Annotated in this window: 16 protein-coding genes and 1 pseudogene; 10 read left to right on the forward strand and 7 right to left on the reverse strand. The window is 60.3% G+C overall.

What is annotated here, in order from left to right:
* Positions 1-124 precede the first annotated feature (124 nt).
* The gene (locus AC1Z3V_RS00550; RefSeq protein WP_483496616.1) at positions 125-1072 is read right to left on the reverse strand and encodes a polysaccharide pyruvyl transferase family protein; all 948 of its coding nucleotides are present in this window, start codon (positions 1070-1072) and stop codon (positions 125-127) included.
* An 88-nt stretch (positions 1073-1160) separates the two neighbouring features.
* Positions 1161-2126, reverse strand: coding sequence for a glycosyltransferase family 2 protein (locus tag AC1Z3V_RS00555; RefSeq protein WP_483496617.1), 966 nt, complete (start codon positions 2124-2126; stop codon positions 1161-1163).
* Between the two features lie 122 nt (positions 2127-2248).
* Here AC1Z3V_RS00555 and AC1Z3V_RS00560 point away from each other — a divergent pair, with 122 nt between their 5' ends.
* The 9 genes from AC1Z3V_RS00560 to AC1Z3V_RS00600 all read left to right on the forward strand — a co-directional run bounded on the left by AC1Z3V_RS00560 (position 2249) and on the right by AC1Z3V_RS00600 (position 13634).
* Positions 2249-3733 (forward strand): lipopolysaccharide biosynthesis protein, encoded by a 1485-nt coding sequence (locus AC1Z3V_RS00560; protein ID WP_483496619.1) that lies wholly within the window; start codon positions 2249-2251, stop codon positions 3731-3733.
* A gap of 449 nt (positions 3734-4182) precedes the next feature.
* Positions 4183-5265, forward strand: a complete 1083-nt coding sequence (locus AC1Z3V_RS00565) for an acyltransferase family protein (protein WP_483499489.1) — start codon at positions 4183-4185, stop codon at positions 5263-5265.
* A gap of 2 nt (positions 5266-5267) precedes the next feature.
* Positions 5268-6050, forward strand: coding sequence for an endo-1,3-1,4-beta-glycanase ExoK (gene exoK, locus AC1Z3V_RS00570; protein ID WP_483496620.1), 783 nt, complete (start codon positions 5268-5270; stop codon positions 6048-6050).
* A gap of 98 nt (positions 6051-6148) precedes the next feature.
* Positions 6149-7354, forward strand: coding sequence for a glycosyltransferase family protein (locus tag AC1Z3V_RS00575; protein WP_483496621.1), 1206 nt, complete (start codon positions 6149-6151; stop codon positions 7352-7354).
* Complete coding sequence (locus AC1Z3V_RS00580) at positions 7351-8349, forward strand: glycosyltransferase family 2 protein (protein ID WP_483496622.1); 999 nt, start codon at positions 7351-7353, stop codon at positions 8347-8349. The genes AC1Z3V_RS00575 and AC1Z3V_RS00580 overlap by 4 nt, the downstream gene beginning before the upstream one ends.
* Positions 8346-9272 (forward strand): glycosyltransferase family 2 protein, encoded by a 927-nt coding sequence (locus AC1Z3V_RS00585; protein ID WP_483496623.1) that lies wholly within the window; start codon positions 8346-8348, stop codon positions 9270-9272. The genes AC1Z3V_RS00580 and AC1Z3V_RS00585 overlap by 4 nt, the downstream gene beginning before the upstream one ends.
* Positions 9272-10288 carry a glycosyltransferase family 2 protein gene (locus tag AC1Z3V_RS00590; protein WP_483496624.1) on the forward strand — a complete coding sequence of 339 codons (1017 nt, stop codon included), beginning with the start codon at positions 9272-9274 and terminating at the stop codon, positions 10286-10288. Before AC1Z3V_RS00585 ends, AC1Z3V_RS00590 begins: the two co-directional genes overlap by 1 nt.
* A 4-nt stretch (positions 10289-10292) precedes the next feature.
* Positions 10293-11198 (forward strand): UTP--glucose-1-phosphate uridylyltransferase, encoded by a 906-nt coding sequence (locus AC1Z3V_RS00595; RefSeq protein WP_334198551.1) that lies wholly within the window; start codon positions 10293-10295, stop codon positions 11196-11198.
* A gap of 72 nt (positions 11199-11270) precedes the next feature.
* Entirely contained in the window at positions 11271-13634 is a 2364-nt protein-coding gene (locus AC1Z3V_RS00600) for a polysaccharide biosynthesis tyrosine autokinase (protein ID WP_483496625.1), read from the forward strand.
* A 107-nt stretch (positions 13635-13741) separates the two neighbouring features.
* Here the strand turns inward: AC1Z3V_RS00600 and AC1Z3V_RS00605 are convergent, their stop codons facing one another.
* The 3 genes and pseudogenes from AC1Z3V_RS00605 to AC1Z3V_RS00615 all read right to left on the reverse strand — a co-directional run bounded on the left by AC1Z3V_RS00605 (position 13742) and on the right by AC1Z3V_RS00615 (position 18090).
* Positions 13742-15196 (reverse strand): TrkH family potassium uptake protein, encoded by a 1455-nt coding sequence (locus AC1Z3V_RS00605; protein ID WP_483496626.1) that lies wholly within the window; start codon positions 15194-15196, stop codon positions 13742-13744.
* Positions 15197-15775: 579 nt separating this feature from the next.
* Positions 15776-17029, reverse strand: coding sequence for an ATP-binding protein (locus AC1Z3V_RS00610; protein ID WP_483496628.1), 1254 nt, complete (start codon positions 17027-17029; stop codon positions 15776-15778).
* A 297-nt stretch (positions 17030-17326) separates the two neighbouring features.
* Positions 17327-18090, reverse strand: a pseudogene (locus AC1Z3V_RS00615) (IS5 family transposase).
* A 522-nt stretch (positions 18091-18612) separates the two neighbouring features.
* Here AC1Z3V_RS00615 and AC1Z3V_RS00620 point away from each other — a divergent pair.
* Positions 18613-18855, forward strand: a complete 243-nt coding sequence (locus AC1Z3V_RS00620; RefSeq protein ID WP_429817697.1) for a hypothetical protein — start codon at positions 18613-18615, stop codon at positions 18853-18855.
* A 37-nt stretch (positions 18856-18892) separates the two neighbouring features.
* Here AC1Z3V_RS00620 and AC1Z3V_RS00625 read toward each other — a convergent pair whose 3' ends face one another.
* Together AC1Z3V_RS00625 and AC1Z3V_RS00630 are read right to left on the reverse strand one after the other, a co-directional pair.
* On the reverse strand, positions 18893-19990 hold the full coding sequence (locus AC1Z3V_RS00625; protein ID WP_483499491.1) for a glycoside hydrolase: 1098 nt from the start codon (positions 19988-19990) through the stop codon (positions 18893-18895).
* Positions 19991-20021: 31 nt separating this feature from the next.
* Positions 20022-21194, reverse strand: a complete 1173-nt coding sequence (locus tag AC1Z3V_RS00630) for a polysaccharide pyruvyl transferase family protein (RefSeq protein ID WP_483496629.1) — start codon at positions 21192-21194, stop codon at positions 20022-20024.
* Positions 21195-21298 lie beyond the last annotated feature (104 nt).

Consider the following 21298-nt stretch of genomic DNA (forward strand, 5'->3'; position numbering starts at 1 on the left):
CTCGAATCCTCATCATGGTGCGCCCATCCGGACAGGGGCCGGCGGCAGTCGACCTTCTCTCCTGGTCGAATGGGCGATCAGTTCCGTGCATCAGCGCTGGCGCGCCAATGCCGTGGCCGTGTCATCAGAAATATGCACGCCGCACGGCCGCCAGAACCTCCTGAAAGCGGTCCTTGCGCTCGCCAAGTCTGTCGTCGCTGCTCAATTGCGGTGTCGCGCGCATAGCCTGCCAAAGTGCGAGCGTCGAAGGTGCGGCAAGAACCTGCTTGGCGGCGCTGCGCAGGAAGGTCTGCCGCGGCTCCGTTGCTACCGCGATCATACCGTGACCGGCAGGACGGAGGTTCGGGGCTCCTACCAGCGCCTGTGCCTCGAAGCCCATACCCCAGAAACGCTCTCCCTTGAGTATGGCTTCGGCGCGGCTCGAGACCGGTACGTGGCGGGGTTGATAGTGGACACCGACGGTGCTTGCCCAATCGTTCCACTTGAAGCTGTTGATGCTGTCAGAAGTCGTCACGGCTACCCATGGCACGCGGAAAGCATCCGCGAGAATGGCCCCATGCATCGATTCGGCGATGATGAGTTCGGACTGGGCAATCTCACGGATCACGCTTTTCGCTTCGCCACGCGGATCGATATAGTGCAGGCCGACCGTACCGCAGGTGACCGGCCACATCCCGGCAACCGCACTTTCCCAGTGCGGAACGAAGCTGCGTTTGTGGCGCTTCGGCAGATTTTGGAACTCCGGCATCTCGGCGACCATCACGGCGGGATCGACAATGCCCAGTTCGGGCGCGATGCCGATTTTCCCGGCGGTCAAGGGGCCTCGAACACAACGAATGTCCCATTCCTTCGGGTCATGCATGTCTGGCAGGGTGCCATAGCCGAAGCCGCTGCCGATAACGAGCTTTCTGATGCCGTCGGGCAGAAGCGCCCGGTTGAGCACCGTGCCGACGCCCACCAGCAGGATATCCTCACGAACGTCGCGCAACCCCGGCAGCAGGAAATCCCAGAGCCAAAGGTTGAGGTCGTCGCCGAAATTGCCGTGCTGAGATTCCCAATAATAGGGGTCCATGGGGTAGTCCCTTCTTTCAAAATGCTGGGTACGTCCGGGTACCGACAGGCGGTCTTGCTGTTCCTCCTCGAAGGAGCGTTTCGGTTGCTCAATGCGAGCGGGAAAACTTGCCGAAAGCGAGTTCCAGTGCGCTTCGCAGGAGCTTGGGATCACGCAGAACCCACCGCGCCAGCAAGCGGAATTGCGGCGACTTGCGCCGCTTGAGCCGGCGCGCCTGGCTCCACAGCGCCTGACGCCGTGCCGTATGTTGATAAGAACGGATCGATGCGATTGCCGTGGGCTTGCGTGAGAAGCGGCCCTCGAGCGTTTCCAGAGCAACGAAGGTATTGAACTGCTGCTGCAGGAACTGCGGCGAATCGTTGTCGATCGAGTGAAAGATGTTGATGCCCTCGCCCCGCTCGGCGCCAGCTTCGTCACAAAGCACGACGCGTCTTGCGGCGAGAACGCAGTCGCAGAAGAACAAGACGTCCTCCGCCGCCAGTCTCAGCGCCGCATCGAAGCGGATCCTCTCGAAAAGGCTGCGCCCGATCACCATGCAGGAGAGATGCAGGAAGCTCCAGTTTCTGAGCATCACATTGGTAAGGTCAGGAATTTCCACGACCAGCGGCGCTTCCTGCAGCCTGACGACGCGGTGACTTTCCGTCAGTTCGGCGACATCGAAGTGGTAGTAGAACGCCTCACCGCCGGTGATCGACGCCCAATAGCAGTCGGCGCCAAAGCGGCTCATGCTTTCATAGGCATTCTTCAGATGGTTCGGGGTCCATTCATCATCAGAATCGAGGAATGCCACGAACTCGGCATCATCAGGAACATGGTCCAGTCCGGTGTTGCGTGCGCCGCCAGGCCCCTTGTTGGGCTGGCGAATCACGGTCAACCGCGCCCGCTCCCCGTTAGTTAACGGTTTCAACTCCTCATCTATCGAATAGGGTGAGCGATCGTCTATCACCAGAACGTGGAAGTCCTGGAACGTCTGGGCAAAGACGGAGCCGAGCGCCCGCCGAAGAATACCCGGTTCCTTCTGATAGTACGGAATAATAACAGTCAGCTTCGCCATCTTTTCGCCCCTGCGGTTTCTCTAAAAGAGTATTGCGTGGTCTCCTCCCACCGGGTCGCGGCCTTATATCTAGCCCTAGTCCTTTGTCGGAAATCCTTCAAAGGCATCATAGGATGCTCGCTATGCCCTCAACCGTAAATGCCAAGTCCGTGACACGGAATGTCGGCTGGAGCGTCCTTTCAAAGACAGGTACTTTCGGGCTGAAGTTTGTCACGGTGCCGATTCTGGCGCGTATACTGACGCCGGAAGAGTTCGGAACGGTGGCCGTTGCGCTCACTGTCGTGCAGTTTCTGGCTATGATCGGTGGCGCTGGTCTCGCCTCCGCGCTGATCATTCAGCGCGATGAAGACATGGAGCTGATCCACTCCGCTTTCTGGGCCAATCTCGCGGTCGCGCTTCTGATGGCGCTTGGACTTTTCGTCTTCGCCGATCCGCTCGCAAGCCTGCTCGGGGCGCCTGAGGCGGGCCACCTGCTCCGGATCATGAGCCTGCTGATCCCGCTGCAGCTTGGCGGAGACGTCGCCTATTCACTCCTTGCCCGCAGGATGAATTTCAGCAAGGACGCCGTCTGGACGATGATCTCCGAGACCGTCGGGGCGCTTGTTGCCGTCGGGGCAGCCCTTCTTGGCTTCGGCGTCTGGTCGCTGCTGACGCAGCTTTTCGTCTCCGCATTCATCCGCCTTGCCGGCCTCTATACGGTATCCGGCTATGTGCCCCGATTGGTCTTTTCCCCGCGCCGCGTTCTTATGCTCAGCCGGTTCAGTTTCGGCATGATGGGGTCGGAAATGGCCAATTTCGTCACTTTCCAATCGCCGATGGTGGTGATCAGCCGGTACCTCGGCCTTTCGGACGCCGGAGCCTATTCGGCGGCAAACCGTTTCTCCAGCATTCCCAACCAGATCGTGCTTTCGGCGGTCATGGGCGTGCTCTTTCCAGCCTTCAGCCACATGGGCGAAGATCGTCAACGGCGATCACAAGCGCTGATGCTGAGCACGCAGGTCACCACCGTTCTGCTCGCGCCGATGATGTTTGGCCTTTGGGCGCTCGCCGAACCGGCGATGCTGGTGCTTTTTGGCCAGCAATGGGCGGCAGCCTGGCCGGCCCTTGGATTGCTTGCACTGTCAAAGGGACTTTTGACGCCCTGCAGCACCTACATTCCCTACCTGAAAGGGATCGGCCAGGGGACCGTCCTCTTCTGGTGGGCGGTGATCCGCGCCGTCGTGACGACTGCGGCGGTCGCGTATGGGGCGATCGGCGGCTCGCTCGTGGACGCCATGATTGCGCTCTGCGTCGTCAATCTGGCAACGCTGGTCGGCTATTCCTGGGTGGTATTCCGGGCCGACCGCCTGCCCTTCTTCCGCAACTTCCTGGTCTCGATCCGGCCGATGATCGCCGCCTTCGCGATGGCTGTTGCCGTCAGGCTGTTGCTGGATTTCTATGGTGCGATTGTCCCGAACGCGGTCGTGCAGGTGGTTATCGGAACCGCGGTCGGCGGGCTGATCTATCTCGTGCTGATGCTTCTGGTGGAACGTCCATTGTTGCTGAAACTCTACGGCATGATCCGCAGACGCGATGTTTCGCCGACCGCGCCCGCGGCGGCGGAATAACCGATTTCAAGGGCTGCAAACTGCCTCACCCTCGCCGCATTTCGGCTTGGTGCGCGCTCGCACAGGTCATTTTTCGCCTGACGAAAGAGAAAAAATGCACAATTTTACCGCGCCTAAGCGCGAATTATGCAAGCAGAAGCATCTGACAAATAAGCGTCTGATAATATTCCGTAAATGCCGAAGGCATAGGCTTTTTTCCTCGCCACCGCCGCTTCGATAGGTACATTTTCCTAGAAACTGTGGCGCGCGCTATGCTGCATCGCAACAAAGTGCGACCGATTCGTTTGCTGCGGCGCCATATTTTGATCCGCGCCCAAGCCTACCTTTAGCACAGTGAAATGCGGGCTCTGGTCTGCTCTGTTGAAACGGTCGCCTGCAAATGGCGCTGGCAGATAGGGGTGACGGACATCGTGGATGTGAACGCGAACATCTCGTCGCGGATCAATCTGATGCGCATCGTACTGATCTCCGGCATCGTCTTCGTGCACGTGCCGCATGATCCGGCGACGAGCCCGTATGTTGGCACCTATGGTGTGCTCGATTGGCTGCGCGTCTTCCTCGGCGACAGCCTCTTTCGTGTCGGCGTCCCGTGCCTCAGCGCGATCTCCGGTTATCTCCTGTTCCGGCGTGGCCTCGACAATTTTGATTACGGCAAGACGCTGAAGACAAAGGCAAGAACCGTCCTGTTGCCCTTTCTGCTTTGGAACATAGCTTTTCTTGCGCTCACCTTCGTGGCGCAAAGCAAGGGTATCAGCTTCGGCTACCTGCCGGATGTCGTGGGTGCAAGCGCACGGGAATGGTTGAACCTTGCCGTGGCGCTCCAGGGTCTGCCGATCAACGTGCCGCTCTACTTCCTCAGGGATCTGCTGCTTTGCATCGTGCTTTCGCCGGTCCTGGCGTGGCTGATCATGCGCTATCCGATGCAGACGCTCGCCCTGCTGTTTGCCTACGCCGTGCTGCCATTGCCAAACGGGATCTTCCTGAAGAAGTCGATCCTCTTTGGTTTCAGCGCCGGCATTTATATGAGCCTGCATCGCGTCGACGTTCGCAGTCTCGATCGCTTTTCGGGGCCGATTGCCCTCACCGTTCTTAGTGCCTCGGTGCTGCTTTCGCTCGTGCTCTACCCGTACGGACCCGACTTCCCTGTCTGGGTCGACATGCTGCGCAGCCTGACGGCGTTGTCCGGCATCCTCGGTTCCTGGGCGGTTTCCGCGTTCCTGGTCCGCACGAGCTTCGGGGCATCGCTGGCGCGCGGCGGCGGGCTCAGCTTCTGGATCTTCTGTACGCACTATCCGCTGCTGGTTCTCTTCTGGATGATCTGGAACCGCACCGGTTTCGGATATTACCCGGCCTTCTACTACACGGTTCCGTTCATCACGATCGCCATCCTGGTCGCCGCCTACGGCCTCGCCGGGCGTTGGCTTCCGAACCTGACCGCAATCCTGACCGGCAGTCGAGCGGGAGCGACCCGAGGCGCGAGGGCGCTGCCGGCGGAAGCGCGCGCCGAACTCTCACCACAGCAAAGGACCTGACCATGAGATCTTCCGGACCTCACCGCCTTGCCCTTTTGAGCCTTGTCGCCATTGGCCTTGCCGGCCCGGCAAACGCCGCGGGCACTGCCGAGGCAACGTCCTTCATCGACAACTTCGATACCCTCGACACCGGCATCTGGTACGTCTCAGACGGCTGGAACAACGGGGCACACCAGAACTGCACCTGGTCCAAGAAGCAGGTGAAGGTTGAGAACGGCGTTGCGGAACTCTCCTTTGCCGAAGGAAAGCTTGGCAAGCGCGACTACGTCTGCGGCGAGATCCAGACGCGCAAGCGCTTCAGCTACGGCACCTACGAAGCCCGCATCAAGACGGCCGATGGTTCCGGGCTGAACTCGGCCTTCTTCACCTATATCGGCCCGGCCGACAAGAAGCCGCATGACGAGATCGATTTCGAAGTCCTCGGCAAGAACCCCGCAAAGGTTCAGATCAACCAATATGTTTCCGCCAAGGGCGGCAACGAAAAGCTTGTCGACGTGCCCGGCGGCGCCAACCAGGGTTTCAACGATTACGCCTTCGTCTGGGAAAAGGAGCGCATTCGCTACTACGTCAATGGCGAACTGGTCCACGAAGTCACCGACCCCGCGAAGATCCCCACCAACCCGCAGAAGATCTTCCTCAGCCTCTGGGGAAGCGACACGCTTTCGGATTGGATGGGCGCCTTCTCCTACAAGGGACCGTCGACAATGCAGATCGATCGGATCGCGTTCACCGCACCGGGAGACAAATGCCAGTTTGCCGAGTCGGTCGCCTGTCGAACGAACTAGCGACGGTCTGGAACCGCATTCAAAGCGACGCGTTCAAACCGCGACGTGCAACGTTCTAAACCATGCTCGGCGACGTCCGAGCAGAAAACCGGGTGTAAATGCTGCAGGTACTTTATTTCGCACAGGATCTTGCCGATCCAGCCGTCCGCCGGCGCGTCCTGATGCTTCTTGCCGGGGGCGCAAAGGTCAAGCTTGCCGGTTTCCGGCGTGACGCCAACCCGCTGGCGGCGATCGAGGGCATCGAGCCCATTGAGCTCGGGACAACGCATGACGGGCGTTTCGTCCAAAGAATCGGTGCGATTGCCAGGAGCTGCCTTTCGCTCAGCCAGGCACTACGCAATGTCGAACGCCCTGATTTGATCATTGCGCGTAATCTCGACATGCTGGCGATCGCCAGGAAGGCTGTCAGTGTTTTCGGCGGCGACGTGCCGATCGTCTACGAATGTCTCGACATTCACCGCCTGCTTTTGCGCCGCGACATCGCCGGCAAGACGTTACGGGCGAGCGAGGCGTTTCTCGGTCGGGATGCACGACTGCTGATCACCAGTTCTCCGGCCTTCGTCGAACACTATTTCCGCCCGCTTTCCGGCATCTCGGCGCCGACCATGATGCTGGAAAACAAGGTGCTCGAGCTTGACGAAATCGTGGCGCGGCCGCTCGTTCCGGCAGCAACGCCGCCAGGGGACGGGCCGTGGCGCATCGGCTGGTTTGGAGCACTGCGCTGCCGCAAGTCCTTGGCACTGCTGTCGGCCTTTTCCCGCAGGATGGAAGGACGCTTCGAGATCGTGCTGCGTGGCCGGCCCGCCTATTCGCAGTTCGACGACTTCGACGGCTTCGTCCGCAATGAGCCGTTCATTGAGTTCCACGGGCCCTACCGCAGCCCGGAAGAACTGGGCGCGATCTATTCCGACGTGCACTTCACCTGGGCGATCGATTTCTTCGAGGAAGGCCAGAACTCGAAATGGCTGTTGCCGAACCGGCTATACGAGGGCTGCCGTTTCGGCCGCGTGCCGATTGCACTGCGCGGTACCGAGACGTCACGGTTCCTTGCAATCCGCGGCCTCGGCATGCTGCTCGATGAAGCGGAGCCGGAGGCACTCGTTGCCCTCCTCGCTTCAATCGCCTCCGAACGCTACGCCGAGGCATCCGACCGGATCGCGGCTTGCGCGGCCGATACCTGGATCTTCAATCGCAGCGACTGTGAAAACCTGGTCCGTCGCCTTTCGGCGGCGACATCGGCGGCTCCGCCGCGGATTGCACCGAAACTCGCCCCAGCGCCCCAGAACGAAGGCGGATTGTCATGAGCAACAACACGCTGGCTTCGACACGAACTCTGATCGTTATTCCCTGCCTTAACGAGGCCGAGCACATCGAGGGCCTGGTTGAGGGATTGCGACCGTCGGCGGCACGGCTCAACGGCGCCATTCTGATCGTCGACGGCGGCAGTACGGATGGCACGCGCGAGATTGCTGCCCGTCTCGCTGCGGCGGACGCATCGGTCCTTGCTCTCGACAATCCCAAGCGCATCCAGAGTGCGGCGATCAATCTAGCGGTCGCCGAACATGGAGCGTCCTTCGATTATCTGATCCGGATCGATGCACACGGGACCTATCCTGAGGACTACTGCGAGCGCCTTGTCGAAGAGGCGCTTGAGACCGGTGCGGATTCGGTTGTCGTCGCAATGCAGACGGTCGGCTTCACGCCCTTCCAGAAGGCGACGGCCTACGCCCAGAATTCCAAGCTCGGCAATGGCGGCGCCAAGCATCGACTTGGGGCGACGAGCCACTGGGCCGATCACGGTCACCACGCACTGATGCGGATCTCCGCGTTTCAGACGATCGGCGGCTATGACGAAATCTTCAGCCACAACGAAGATGCGGAGTTCGACTATCGCTTCCGCCAGGCGGGCTACCGCATCTGGATGACCGACCGGACGAGCATGGTCTACTATCCGCGCGCCAAGGTCGGCCCGCTCTTTCGCCAATACTTCGCCTATGGACGCGGGCGCGCGCGCAATGTGCTGAAGCACCGCGCCTGGCCGAACCTCCGGCAGCTTCTGCCGCTTGCCGTGGCGCCGGTCGCGATTGGCGCTCTGCTCGCCGTCATCAACTGGCTCGCTGTCGTGCCGGTGGCGCTCTGGGCTGCCGCCTGCATCGGCTACGGCATGTGGATGGCACTTGGCCAAAGGAACCCCTACGGCCCGCTTGCGGCCCTTTCGGCCATGGTCATGCATTTCGCCTGGTCGGCCGGCTTCTGGCGCGAACTGCTCACCTCCCGAAGCCGAAAGATGGCGCCATGACCGGAACGATCGCCAGAAAGCGGATCGATATTGCGGTCTGCACCTTCCGCCGTCCGGAGCTTGCGGAAACGCTGCATTCGCTGGCCCTTATCACGGTGCCGGCCGATGTCGAGATCCGCGTCATCGTCGCCGACAACGACACGACGCCGAGTGCCGAAGCATTGGTCAACCAGATGCGCCCGACGATGCCTTTCGAGATCCTCTACGTGCATTGCCCGGCGTCGAACATTTCGATCGCCCGCAATGCCTGCCTCGACAACAGCACCGGCCACTATCTCGCCTTCGTCGACGACGATGAGACGGTGTCGAGAACGTGGCTCGTGGAATTGCTCGACACGGCGCTTGCGACCGGGGCCGATGTCGTGCTCGGCCCGGTTCGCGCCGAATACGCGTTGTCCGCGCCGAACTGGATGCGCCGGGGGGATTTTCATTCGACCCGCCCGGTATGGGTCAATGGCGAAATCCGCACGGGCTACACCTGCAATGTTCTGCTCGATCTCACCCGGCCGGTCCTTTCCGGCAGGCGGTTCAATCTCGCGCTCGGGCGGACCGGCGGCGAGGACACGGAGTTCTTCCGCCATATGCATGCGGCCGGCGGACGTCTCGCCTATGCCCCGGATGCGCTGGTTTTCGAGCCGGTTCCGGAAAAACGCGCACGTTTCGCCTGGCTTGCCAAGCGCCGCTTCCGCTCCGGCCAGACCCACGGGCGCCTGTTGAGTGAGCCGGGCCAGCCCGCAAAGCAGCTTGTTGAAATCGCCAAGGCGATGGCCAAATCCGGCTATTGCGCCGCAGCGAGCCTCCTCCTTTTGGCATCGCCGATGGCTCGTTCACGCTATGCCTTGCGCGCCATCATGCATGCGGGCGTCGTCAGCGGCCTTCTTGGCGTGCGTGAACTCCAGCAATATGGGGCTGCGACCGCCTGATGACGCTTTCCGCACCAGAGGTCAGTTTTATCGTCGCGGCCTATAACGCCGCTGACACGATCCGCCGCGCCGTCGAGAGCGCGCTCGCACAGGAAAATGTCGATCTGGAAGTAATCGTCGTCGACGATTGCTCGGCCGACGACACCTCAGCCGTGGTCGAAGAGATCGCCGATCCCCGCGTGCGGCTGTTGCGGCTTTCAAAAAACCGTGGGCCGGGCGGAGCGCGCAATGCCGGGCTTGAAGCCGCACGCGGCAACTGGATCGCCATTCTCGATGCGGACGACACCATTACCGCCAATCGGCTGTCGCGCATGATCGATTTGGCGTCGGCCACCGGCGCTGAGATTGCCGTCGACAACATCGATGTTGCAAACCTCGACGGACGCGTCGAGCGCATGTTTCCCGAAGCCTTGCTCGAACACCACCGGGTGTTGACGCTTGCGGCCTTCATCCAATCCAATGTGCTTTTCCGCTCGACCTATAATTTTGGCTATATGAAGCCGATTTTCGAGCGGCGTTTTCTGAACCAGCATGGCCTGCGCTTCGAGGAGGCCATCCGGATCGGAGAAGACTACATCCTGCTGGCGTCCGCGCTTGCTTGCGGCGGGCGCTGCGTCGTCGATCCCTCGGCCGGCTATTGCTACCACATTCGCCAGGGCTCGATCTCCCGGGTGCTCGAACTTCGCCATATCGAGGCGATGATTATGGCCGACAGGGATTTCCTCGCAAAACACGCGATAGACGCCGAGGCGATGACAATGCAGCGTCGCCGCGACAGGAGCCTGCGCGAGGCGCATGCCTTCCTGCGCCTCGTCGATCATCTGAAATCCAGATCGTTGGCGGGGGCCGCCCAGGTAGCCCTCTCCGACCCCCTTGCGCTTCGGCACCTTAGAATGCCGATCGCCGTGCGGCTGCGCCGCTTGCTGGCGCCGTTCGCACGATTGAAGTCCGCCACACCTGCGGTGGCGGCTGAACGATCCACCTCGGGCAATAGCCCCCACATACGCAAAGGATAAAGCTATGGACCGTATCAGGACCGTCAGGAAAGCTGTGATCCCGGTCGCCGGCAATGGAACGCGGTTTCTGCCTGCGACAAAGGCGATCCCCAAGGAGATGCTGACGATCGTCGATCGTCCGGTCGTGCAATATGCGGTCGATGAAGCCCGCCAGGCGGGAATAGAGCACATCGTTTTCGTTACCAGCCGCAACAAGCAGGCAATCGAGGACCACTTCGACGACACGCCGGAGCTCATCTCGTCGCTGACCCGTTCCGGCAAGAATGCCCAGATTTCCGAACTCGAGGAGATGCTGCCACGCGCTGGCTCGGTCAGCTTCACACGGCAGCAGGCGCCGCTCGGTCTCGGCCATGCCGTCTGGTGTGCGCGTGACTTGATTGGTGATGAGCCCTTCGCGCTGCTTCTGCCGGATATGCTGTGTCACGGCGCGCGCGGCTGCATGGCTGGTCTCGTCGATCTCTATCGCCAGACCGGGGGCAACGTCGTTGGCGTCGAACAATGCGCCCCGGAAGACGCATCGAAATATGGCATTGTCGGCAAGGGCGCTGCGGTTCCCTACGGCTTCGAAGTCACGAAAATGGTCGAAAAACCGCGTGCCGGCGAAGCACCGTCGAATTTTTATCTGAACGGCCGCTACATTCTTCAGCCCGAGATCTTCGACATTCTCGCACATCAACAGCGGGGTGCCGGCAACGAGATCCAGTTGACCGACGGGATGCTGAAACTCTCGCAAAATCAAGCCTTTCACGCCCATCCCTATGAGGGGCGCACCTTCGACTGCGGTTCCAAGGAAGGCTTCATCGCCGCCAATGTCGCCTTCGCGCTCGCGCGCGCGGACCTCGGCGACATGGTCTATGCCTCGGTCAAGGACATGGTCCTGTCTCACGAAGGCCGCATCCGCGCGGCATAAAGTTGTTTGGCGCCCCTTTTAGAAGGGGCGCCAAACCGTCGGACCAAAAAGGGAAACGGACAGAGCGACCCAATGAACCAAAGAAGTCTCCCATTCAACAGCGTCGTGCCGCGGGAAATGGAGGAACCCGATAGGTTCATCGACCTTGACCGGCTCTTCTCGGTCATCGTCCGCCGTGCCAGGCTGGTTGGCGCGTTCGTCGTGCTTTTTCTGGCACTTGGCGCGGTCTATCTCGTTTTCGCAACACCGTTCTACACGTCGATGACGCAGATCCTGCTCGACGAGAACCTGTCGAAATACGCCGAGGAAGAGGCAACACCACAGAACAGCCAGTTGCTCGACACACAGATGGCGAGCGCCGTCGAGATCCTGAAATCCGGCGAACTCGCCTTGCGCGTCGTCGACAAGATGAACCTCGACGACAACGACACGGTTCTCAATCCGCCACGCTCGCCCTTCGGCGTCGTCAAGGACTGGCTGAGATCCGTAACCGGCGTCTTTTCATTTTTTGGACCCGAGATCTCGGAAGAAGCAGCGCGCAATGGCCGGCGGCAGAAGGCGGCCGCGCTCATCCAGCAGGGACTGGCCGTCGAACGCGTCACCAGAAGCTCCGTCATTTCGCTTGCCTACGGCTCCAGCGATCCACAGCTCGCCGCGGCAATCGTGCGCGGCTATGCGGACGCCTATCTCAACGATCAGCTGAACGCCAATTTCGAAGCGACGGAACGCGCCTCCGTGTGGCTGCAGGAGCGCCTTGCGGATCTGAGGCAACGCTCGCAGGCCGCTTCGCTCGAGGTCGAGAAATACCGCAGCGAGAATGGCCTGACGCTCGCTCGCGGCGAGCTCATGTCCGAACAGCAGCTTGCAGATCTCAACAGCCAGCTCATCATCGCCCAAGCCGACACGGCAAGTGCTTCCGCGCGCTTCAAGCAGTTCCAGGCGATCGTCGACCAGGGACCTGAAACCGCGGTCAAGAATGCGACGATTTCCGCCAAGGAGGGCGACAACTCCGTCATTCGGGAGCTGCGCACCCGCTACCTCGCCGTCAGCAAACGCGAACAGGAAGTGACGCAGAGCTTCGGCGCCGATCATCCCCAGGCGGTATCGCTGCGCAAGGAAAGGTCCGATATCGGCCGTCAGATCTTCCAGGAGCTGCAGCAACTGACCGCAAGTTACCGCAACGAATACGAGGTTGCACGCTCGCGCGAAGCTTCCTTGCGGGAAAACATCGAAGGCACCACCGGTCGCAACTCGGATGCAAACCTGTCGCTCGTCCATCTGCGCGAACTCGAGCAGAAGTCGGCAGCGTTGAAGACCCTCTACGAGACCTATCTCAATCGCTACGAGCAGGCCTCGCAGCAGCGCTCCTTCCCGATCGCCAAGGCTCGGGTCATCTCCGCCGCTGGCGTTCCGACTGCGCCCTCAAGCCCGAAGAAGACTCTGGTTCTGGCGCTTTCGGCTGTGCTCGGCATGATGGCAGGCGGTGCCTTTGCCGCGTTCCAGGAGTTCCGCGAGCGGACTTTCCGGCTGGAAAGCGACGTGCGCTCCATCCTCGGACACCGGTCTTTCGGCTACGTTCCGCTGATCGGCCCGCGTCAACCGACCACGACGGACCGGGTTCGAGCACACTTGATGAAGGGCAAGACACCGCTGCCGACGACACAGGCCGCAGTGCCGTTCGAGCGGGTCAGTCGCATCGTGCTCGACGCGCCGCGCTCCTCTTTCGCCGAGACCTTCCGCAACGCCAAACTCGCCTGTGACCGGATGCTACACGGCAACGGCTCGCGCGTGATCGGTATCGTTTCGGCAGTTCCGGACGAGGGCAAGTCGATCATCGCGGCGAACTTTGCCGCACTGCTCGCGGCGAGCGGCAAGAAGACGTTGTTGATCGATGCCGACATCCGCAAGCCGGGTCTCAGCCAAATGATCAACCCGCCGCCGAAGACCGGCCTCGTCGAGGCGTTGATCGGCGAATCCTCCTGGCCCGCCGGCATCAAGATCGACCAGAAGACAAAACTGGCGATCTTCCCGGTTGGTGGGGAAGCAGGCGCAAAGAGCGAGCCTTATGACAGCCACGAATTGCTCGCCTCCCCGGCGATGGCCGAACTCATCGACAATGCGCGCAAATCGTTCGACTACGTGGTTGTCGACCTTGCGGCGCTCGCTCCTGTGGTCGATGCCAAGGCATTTTCACCGCTTGCCGATGGCTTCATCTATGTCGCCGAATGGGGCCGAACGCCGTCGCGTCTGGTGCGTGACCTGCTCAACTCTGAACCGCAGATCAATGGCAAGATCCTTGGCGTGATCCTCAACAAGACGGATATGAACGAGCTGGCGAAGTACAGCGACTTCGGTGGCCCCGAGCACTATCGCCATCGTTTCGAGAAATACTATGTCGAAAACGCCGGGACCTATCGCAGGACCGAGGCGGCCTGACGACCTCCCTGCCCGGCAGTAAACGAAGCCTCGGATCGCAGACGGTCCGAGGCTTCGTTTTGGGATCAAGGGATGTCGGATCGGTGCGCGACCGATAGGCGCTGAGCTCAATCCCTCCAGAACAGGGGCGTCAGGATGACGAGCACCGTCAGGATTTCCAGACGGCCGAGCAGCATCATGACCGACAGCAGGTAAAGCGCCGGATCCGATAAGGTCGAGAAATTGCCGGCCGGTCCGATGATCGGCCCGAGCCCGGCGCCGACATTCGAGAGCGCGGTGGCAATGGCGGATGCGGCTGTGACGAGATCATAGCCCATGGCGCCCATCGCCAGGCTGCCGAACGCCCAGATGAACATGTAGGCGGTGAAGAACATGAAAACCGTACGCTGGACATCGATGTCGATGAGGCCCTTGCCGTAGCGCACCGTGTGGACAGCATTCGGGTAGATCAACTTGAAGAGGCCCGCCCGGATGGAATTGAAGATGATGATGAAGCGGTAGGCCTTCATGCCGCCGGCGGTCGAACCGGAGCAACCGCCCATAAAGGTTGCGGCGAAGGCAAGCGCGACGATGAACTCCCCCCACAGCATGTAATCATCGCTGGCAAAGCCCGTCGTCGAAAGAATCGACGAGACGGTAAAGAACCCATGCGCAAGCGCATCGTTTGCGGCGACGCCATTGGCAAGCCGCTGATAGAGGCTTGCGGCAAGCGCAAGCACCGTCAGATAGGATAGGAAGACGATGATCTGCGGATCCTTCAGCGTATCGAGCCGGCCGCGAACGATGAAGAGAATGAGCACCGAAAACGGTAGGCTGCTCAAGGTCATGAAGAACGTGGCCACCCAGAGGATCGGCAGGCTCTTGAAGTAGCCGAGCGAGGCGTCATGGGTGGAAAAGCCTCCGGTCGCGATCGTCGACATCGCATGGTTCAGCGCGTCGAAGCGGCTCATGCCGAGATAGGAATAGATAATGGTGCAGGTGACGGTCAGCACCACGTAGATGAGGATGAAGGCGCGCGTGAAGGTGACGATCCTGGCGAAGGGTTTCTCGGTGGTATCCGAGGATTCCATCTTGAAGAAGGACATGCCGCCGACACGCAGGTAAGGCATGACGAAGAGCCCGAGCGCCACGATCCCGATACCACCCAGCCAATGGAGCAGCGAGCGCCAGAGAAGAATGCCGGGGGGCGCGAAGTCGAGGCCGGTGATGACCGTCGAGCCAGTCGTCGTGATGCCCGAGACGGATTCAAACAGAGCCTTGGCGAAATCGAGCTTTAGCGAAGAGAACCAGAAAGGCACTGCTCCGACGAGCGAAATAACGAGCCAGAGTAAGTTGACGACAAGGAAGCCCATCTTGCGGCTGAACGGCGGCGACCCGCCTTCAGTCGCAGCCATCGCCAGGAGCGATATGCCCCCGGTGATAAAGGCCGAAACGGCAAAGTTCCGCCAATCCGGATGCCCGTGGACCAAATCGACCGCCGCCGGAAGAAGCATCGCCAGCGACAGGTAGAACGCTGCCTTCGCGGCGATGTTGATCGCGGACTGGTAGAGAGGTGCATGCAATGGTCGACGGCCTCAGCGCTTTTGCCCGAAAGCCCGAATCGGCTGTTGGGATAGGCTGGCATTCAATCTGAAAGACGTGCGATTCGCACTGGCGGTGGTGCACAATCGTCTGACGTGAGAGGCCTTTGCGGGGATTATCAATGGAGGTTTGAGCGGGTCGGATAGAGGAATTTGCGAGGCGTCGTCGGTTCGGCGACGTTGGGGCCATTTCATTCATGAGACAATTTCGCAGGCTGCGCACGAGGCCGCTTGATTTAGATTGTCTAAGCCGGGCGGGACTTCCCTCGCCCTGCCTGAAGACGATGCCGCCGAGAATGGAAGCGGTTTGCGCCAGCGTGGCTATCGCCGCCGTCGGGCCAGCCGGCGTGTGGGCGAGGATGACCGTGCGCTCCAAGCGCACCGGAAAAATGCGCGAATCGCATCGAGGCGAAATGTTAATACGTGCTTTGAGCGCCGAGAACCGCATGCCGGCTTAATGGTTAAACTTCTCACGCCCTGTGAGGAAGACTTTCGTCGCCTCCCCGTCTCCTGAACCGGACCGGGCGCCGTGGCGTCATCGCGCCCGACGGTTTTGTCATTCTACATCGACCAGAGAATCGATAGCGGAGCGGCGTGTAACTTCTCTCCAAACGGAGTTACACGATCATGATCGTGAAGCACCAGACCACGGACAAAACGATCCCCGACTGCCGCCTGCAGTTGCCTTAACCCCTTGAAGTCCTCCGATTTGACCGTGGCCGACGCCTTCACTTCAATTCCAATGATCCGCCCGCGTCTGTCCTCGATCACCACATCCACCTCATCCTGGTCCTTGGTCCGGTAATGCGAGAAGGAGAAGCGACGATCCGACCAGGAAGCGAGTTTCAGAAGTTCGGAGACCACAAAGCTTTCCAAAAGTGCACCAAACCTGGTCTTGTCTCGCCGCAGTGTTTCCAGATCGTCGTCTCGCAAACTTGCGAGAAGACCGGTATCAACAAAGTGGAGCTTGGGGGTTTTCACGAGCCGACTGAGGCGATTGTTCGACCAAGGGGCGATAGTGCGCACCAGAAAGAGGCGCTCGAGAATCGCCACATATTTCTGGGCTGTAACGCTAGATAATCCGAGCGCCGCCCCAAAGCTGCTGTGGTTGACCAATTGCCCGGAATGTTCGGCAAGAACGTCAAGCAATCTCGGCAAACGGTCGAACTGGTCTATGTTGGCGATATCCCGCACGTCACGATCGAGAATGAGAGATACATAGTCCTCAAGCCACGCAGTTCGACGAGCAGGTGTCGATCGACGTAGAACTTCCGGGTACCCCCCCTTCAAGACGACATTCATCAAGTCTTCGCCGAACACGACCTGGCTCCGTGTCGTCGGCTCATCGCCGGCGAAGAGAGCATCGAGCATTTGCCCGGGCGTAGAGTGGAGTTCGGATTGTGCAAATGGAAGCAGTGAAACCACGGCCATTCGCCCGGCGAGGGAATCGGCGATGGCTGGCACAGTTGCAAGGTTGGCAGATCCAGTCAGCAGGAAACGGCCGGGATCTTCGTAACGGTCGACACTCTCTTTGATGGCAAGCATCAGGTCGGGAGCGCGCTGCACCTCGTCGATAACGGCACGGTCGATGCCACGAATGAATCCCGTTGGATCGGACCTTGCGGCGCTCAGCGTACCCGCGTCGTCGAGCGTGAAGTAGGGACGGTTCGCATCCGCAAACTGCCGCGCTAGCGTTGTTTTGCCCGCCTGACGTGGTCCTGATATCAGGACCACGCGCGTGTCCGCCAGTGCCGTTTCTACAACGGATCGTGCTTTTCGATCGATGTAAGATTTTGCTAGGAGGCCGGTCTTCATCCGACTATTTTTAGTTCATTTTCCGTCCAATTTAAAGTGATAGAGTGACCAATTTAAAGAGAGAGTTCGACCATTCGCGAAGGTCCACGTGCGAGAAAGCCATCCAATGGAGCAGTCCTAGATACCTTCGACCGGGAACGCAGGTGTATTCCGGTCGTCACGGCTTTTATCAAAGGCAGCGACTGCTGATTTTCAAGCGGATCGCTCCAGTTTCAGCCCCAGCAATCTGCCTGGCAACCGCAATCACAAATGCGCATTACCTCGCGCCATGATCTGTTATTACATTACGGCGTCGACTCATAAACTTTGGCACCATATTGTTGTTGCGACGAGCTTTACGGCGGCGAGGTAGTTTTCCGGGCGCTTGTCATATCGGGTTGCGATGCCCCGGAACTGCTTGATCCTGTTGAAGAACCGTTCCACGAGATTGCGTTGCCGATAAACCCAGCGCGAGAACACGAAAGAGCCCTTGCGATTACTCTTCGGCGGGATGTTGGCCCAGGCCTTTCGCTCGGCGGCCTTCGCCCGGATGGCATTCGTGTCATAACCCTTGTCGGCCAGCAGGATGTCCCCCTCGCCAAGCTCATCCGTCAGCGCGTCGGCTTCGGCGCAATCGGCGATCTGCCCACCAGTCAGACGCAGATTGACCGGGCGACCTTCGGCATCGACGAGCGCGTGGATTTTGCTCGTAAGCCCGCCGCGGGAACGTCCCATGCCACCATCGTCCCCATCCCCTTTTTTCCCGTGGCCGCGTGCTGGTGAACGCGGACACAGGTCGAGTCGATCATGACGATGTCGCCATCGTAGGCCTTGGACACCGCTTCAAGAAGCCGATCCCAGACCCCGGCTTTGCGCCAGCGGACGAAGCGGTTGTAACAGGTCGTCGGCGGGCCATAGCGTTCCGGAACTTCCGCCCAAGGTGAGCCCGTCCGGAACCGCCAGAGGATGCCATTCAGTACCCGCCGATCATCAACCCGGGCAACGCCGCGTGGCTTGTTGGGCAACAACGGCGATATGATCGACCATTCGTGGTCAGTCAGTTCGTAGCGACGACGCGTCATCAAATGCTTCCCTATTTCGAAGCCTTGAATCACGGCGGCCGACAAATGCCAAGAAATTTTATGAGTTTACGCTGTAAGCAATGTAAACAAACGATGCGCTCCCCGGTGATCACCAACTACCTCCGGAGGTCGCAAATTGGGGTCTGGCGAGGCGGCGATTGGGTGGGGTTGCCGGCGATGACAGCTTCCGTCCGCCGAATCAGTGGGTCATCGTCAAACCAGGAGATAGTTGCAAAGGGGACGTGAAGCGGAATCTCGAAGAGCCTTCCGTCAGGCGTTACATGCTGGTCGTAACCGTGGTCTGCGACCCCGCACATCAAGCACGAGCGACTTTCGTCAATTCGACTCAGCGAGGCTCAGCGGGAAATTCCGCAGACTGATGCATTTCGCCTCGATATTTATCAATCAATTCTAACTCACGAAAAGATCAGGGCTTTTGGGCGCGACAAGTCATCACCTTGACTTATTTCTGCGTGTAAAGCCTGCTTCATTCGTTCCACAATGCAACCTTGAGCACGACCAATGACACCCGCCCGCTTCACCCAATGCCTTCTTGTTCTTCGTTGGACGCCGATCAATCTGGCGAGCGCCCTCCATTGCAATCTGGCATGGATAGAGGCGATGGAGACCGGCGAGGAGAAAGTGCCGGAAGAGCTGGCGACCTGGCTCGAGACACTGGCGCGGACCCACGAGGAACTCGGCATTCCGGTCACCTATCGCGGCAAGGGCCTCGAACCCGCAGCGAGCCGTGCTGCGCGTCGCTGACGGACTTGGTTGGAGCCCGCCCAACTGGGGCGCCTCGCTAACGAGGATCATCTGTTTCCGGAGCGATCGCCATGGCACCCGCCGGACTTAGTGAACCACAGCGCCACAAACGATAGGCTTGCTGGGTGTCCCAGTCATAGTAAAAGGCCGCATCCAGTCGCTTTGCCTTCGCGAAGTCGGAAAAGACCATGCGCATGGCGGCCATCGCGCCTAAACGCTCACGATCATCGACGGGACAGGTACGCGCCGTGTTGGCGATCCCCCATTCAGTCACCCAGCATGGCCGGCCGCTCTCCGAGGGCTTGCAGAAATCGAGGAGCTTGGTGACGACGGATCTGATCGCTTTCGGATCCCTGCGGGCGGGGTAGATGTGGATGCCATAGGCATCCACAAGCTGGTCTATTCCCCGGGCCTGCAGAAGCGTTATCACCTCAGCCGGATCGAGCCGCTCCATGCCCTGTCGGTCCGCTTCCTTGGCACCCATGTCGGAGAGCCCGGCGGAGACGATGGCGGCGCCGCTGCTCTTTTCGCTTTTGCGCACCTCATCACGGGTGATCCTTAGCACCTCGACGTAGCGGTCCAGGCCTTCTTCAAACGCGGCGCGATCCTTGAGATCGGCGAGGGTTCGCGGCGTCGGCTGACCGGGTTTTGCATAGACGGCAAGGTCGCCGTTGTAGCCGGCAAGATTGATCTCGTTTCCAGGCTCCACCGCTTCGAGGCGAACGCCGAGAGTATCGAGGCGCGCGATCGCTTCGCGAAGACCTGCGCGATACCGATCGCGATCCAGATCGGACAGGCGGTTGATATCCCAGATGCGCCGCTGACCACTACGAGGCCGAACCGCATCCCCATAGTAGCTTGTGTTCGAAAGCTGGATTTCGAGCAGAATGCGCAATCCCAGCCGGCTGGCTATGGCGACCGCCTCGATGCTTCTGTCGACCGGCCGCGACAGGGAGAGCCGCACATGCGTGGCGCCGCTGTCGGCGATCTCCTTGAGCACGCGCTCCTGTTGCGTGCGATCCAGCCAGGCGAGGTTGAGGCGGTTGACTCCGTAGCGCGCCAAACCCGCGTCCTCGGCCAACGCTACAGGGGCGCAAGCGATCGCCGCCAAGGAAATCTGGGCGGCAAGGAGCAGCGCCCATGGCGCTGTCCTTGTCATGAGGCGATTAGATCCCAACCTGTTTGAGCGCACTTTGGAAGTTCGCCTCGCAAGCCGAGTACCGCTCGGTGACGGCCTGTGCGTCGATCTTGGACAGAAAGTTGGCGAGATGGGTGCGCTTGTCACCTTCACGGTTCCACACGCCGGCTTCGATATAGGGGAAGCCGATGAATTCGAGCATCTCCCGCATGCGGTCGTCGACGGCGATCATCAGCGACGGGGTTCCCGCCTGCATGCCGATGACGCAACCGTGGAACCGCCGACCGATGCAGAGGTCGCGGGACGAGGTCCAGGCGCGCCATTGGTTGGTGTCGAAGAACACCAGGAGCTCGTTCTGTCTCTGCCACTTCTCCTGATGCTTGTACTCGGTCTTGCCGGTGATGCGTCCACTCGCGCGGTCGTAGACCGGGGCGTTGTCGTCGACGGGAAGGGTCAGGTTGTAGGCGACAACCTCGTCCTGGACGACGTAGCTCGCGACGCTATCGGGCTTTAAGAGCGCATGAGCATCGACGATCGTGTCGGCGACGCTGCCGAGATAGCCGCCGAGAGCGAGTTTCTGGGCCGATGCCAGGTCCGCATTGGCAAGAGACGTCAGCGAGCGCCGCATCTCGTTCGGCGCGAAGAAGAGCGAAGGGCAGCCGGTCGGCTTGACGAACTTCATGCCTTCGGCCCTGAGGAACTCCGCGGTGAAATAGCCCCGGGTCAGGAAGAAGCTTTCCTTCTGCTTCAACACCTCGAGGAAACGCAACGTGCCGGCCGGCAGGTTCTCCTTCAGCCCCTCACGCTTCTGGATGCCGATGCCCATCACCAGCACGGGCATCTTGAGTTTCTCGAAAACATCAGCTTCGAGATCGGCTGAATATCCCGGACGCAAGAGGTTCGCCGAGGCGAACACGCACATGTCGAATTCCTTGTTCAGCGCATCATAGACATCGTTGGCTCCGCGGCTGTTGGCCAGGTGCCAGAAGGGCACATAGGTCACGTCATGTCCGCGCAGGGCGTAAGCTGCCCCCTCGCCGATCAGGTAGTTGCCGGTGTTGGCGATCTTCTTGACCTGGTCGATCAGTTCCTTCTTGCTTCGGATCTCGTCGAAGTAAGGCTTGTGATGAACCGTCGCACCGGAAACGCGCGAGACGGTACGCTGGAGATAAGACGGGATTCCGGTGAGCAGGATACGCATCGATACACCTGAGTTGTGGACTGACCGACAGAGTTGACGAAGAGCGCGGGCGGAATGAGGTGACGTATGTGCGGTCTTCCTCTTTCCGCCCGAACATTATGAAA

The sequence above is a fragment of the Ensifer sp. 38_S197 genome (genome assembly GCF_056924495.1).

Excerpts from the sequence above, each read along its gene's own strand:
- AC1Z3V_RS00550 (WP_483496616.1), bottom strand. The coding sequence starts at position 1,072 with ATGGACCCCTATTATTGGGAATCTCAGCACGGCAATTTCGGCGACGAC.
- AC1Z3V_RS00555 (WP_483496617.1), bottom strand. The coding sequence starts at position 2,126 with ATGGCGAAGCTGACTGTTATTATTCCGTACTATCAGAAGGAACCGGGT.
- AC1Z3V_RS00560 (WP_483496619.1), top strand. The coding sequence starts at position 2,249 with ATGCCCTCAACCGTAAATGCCAAGTCCGTGACACGGAATGTCGGCTGG.
- AC1Z3V_RS00565 (WP_483499489.1), top strand. The coding sequence starts at position 4,183 with ATGCGCATCGTACTGATCTCCGGCATCGTCTTCGTGCACGTGCCGCAT.
- exoK (WP_483496620.1), top strand. The coding sequence starts at position 5,268 with ATGAGATCTTCCGGACCTCACCGCCTTGCCCTTTTGAGCCTTGTCGCC.
- AC1Z3V_RS00575 (WP_483496621.1), top strand. The coding sequence starts at position 6,149 with ATGCTGCAGGTACTTTATTTCGCACAGGATCTTGCCGATCCAGCCGTC.
- AC1Z3V_RS00580 (WP_483496622.1), top strand. The coding sequence starts at position 7,351 with ATGAGCAACAACACGCTGGCTTCGACACGAACTCTGATCGTTATTCCC.
- AC1Z3V_RS00585 (WP_483496623.1), top strand. The coding sequence starts at position 8,346 with ATGACCGGAACGATCGCCAGAAAGCGGATCGATATTGCGGTCTGCACC.
- AC1Z3V_RS00590 (WP_483496624.1), top strand. The coding sequence starts at position 9,272 with ATGACGCTTTCCGCACCAGAGGTCAGTTTTATCGTCGCGGCCTATAAC.
- AC1Z3V_RS00595 (WP_334198551.1), top strand. The coding sequence starts at position 10,293 with ATGGACCGTATCAGGACCGTCAGGAAAGCTGTGATCCCGGTCGCCGGC.
- AC1Z3V_RS00600 (WP_483496625.1), top strand. The coding sequence starts at position 11,271 with ATGAACCAAAGAAGTCTCCCATTCAACAGCGTCGTGCCGCGGGAAATG.
- AC1Z3V_RS00610 (WP_483496628.1), bottom strand. The coding sequence starts at position 17,029 with ATGAAGACCGGCCTCCTAGCAAAATCTTACATCGATCGAAAAGCACGA.
- AC1Z3V_RS00620 (WP_429817697.1), top strand. The coding sequence starts at position 18,613 with ATGACACCCGCCCGCTTCACCCAATGCCTTCTTGTTCTTCGTTGGACG.
- AC1Z3V_RS00630 (WP_483496629.1), bottom strand. The coding sequence starts at position 21,194 with ATGCGTATCCTGCTCACCGGAATCCCGTCTTATCTCCAGCGTACCGTC.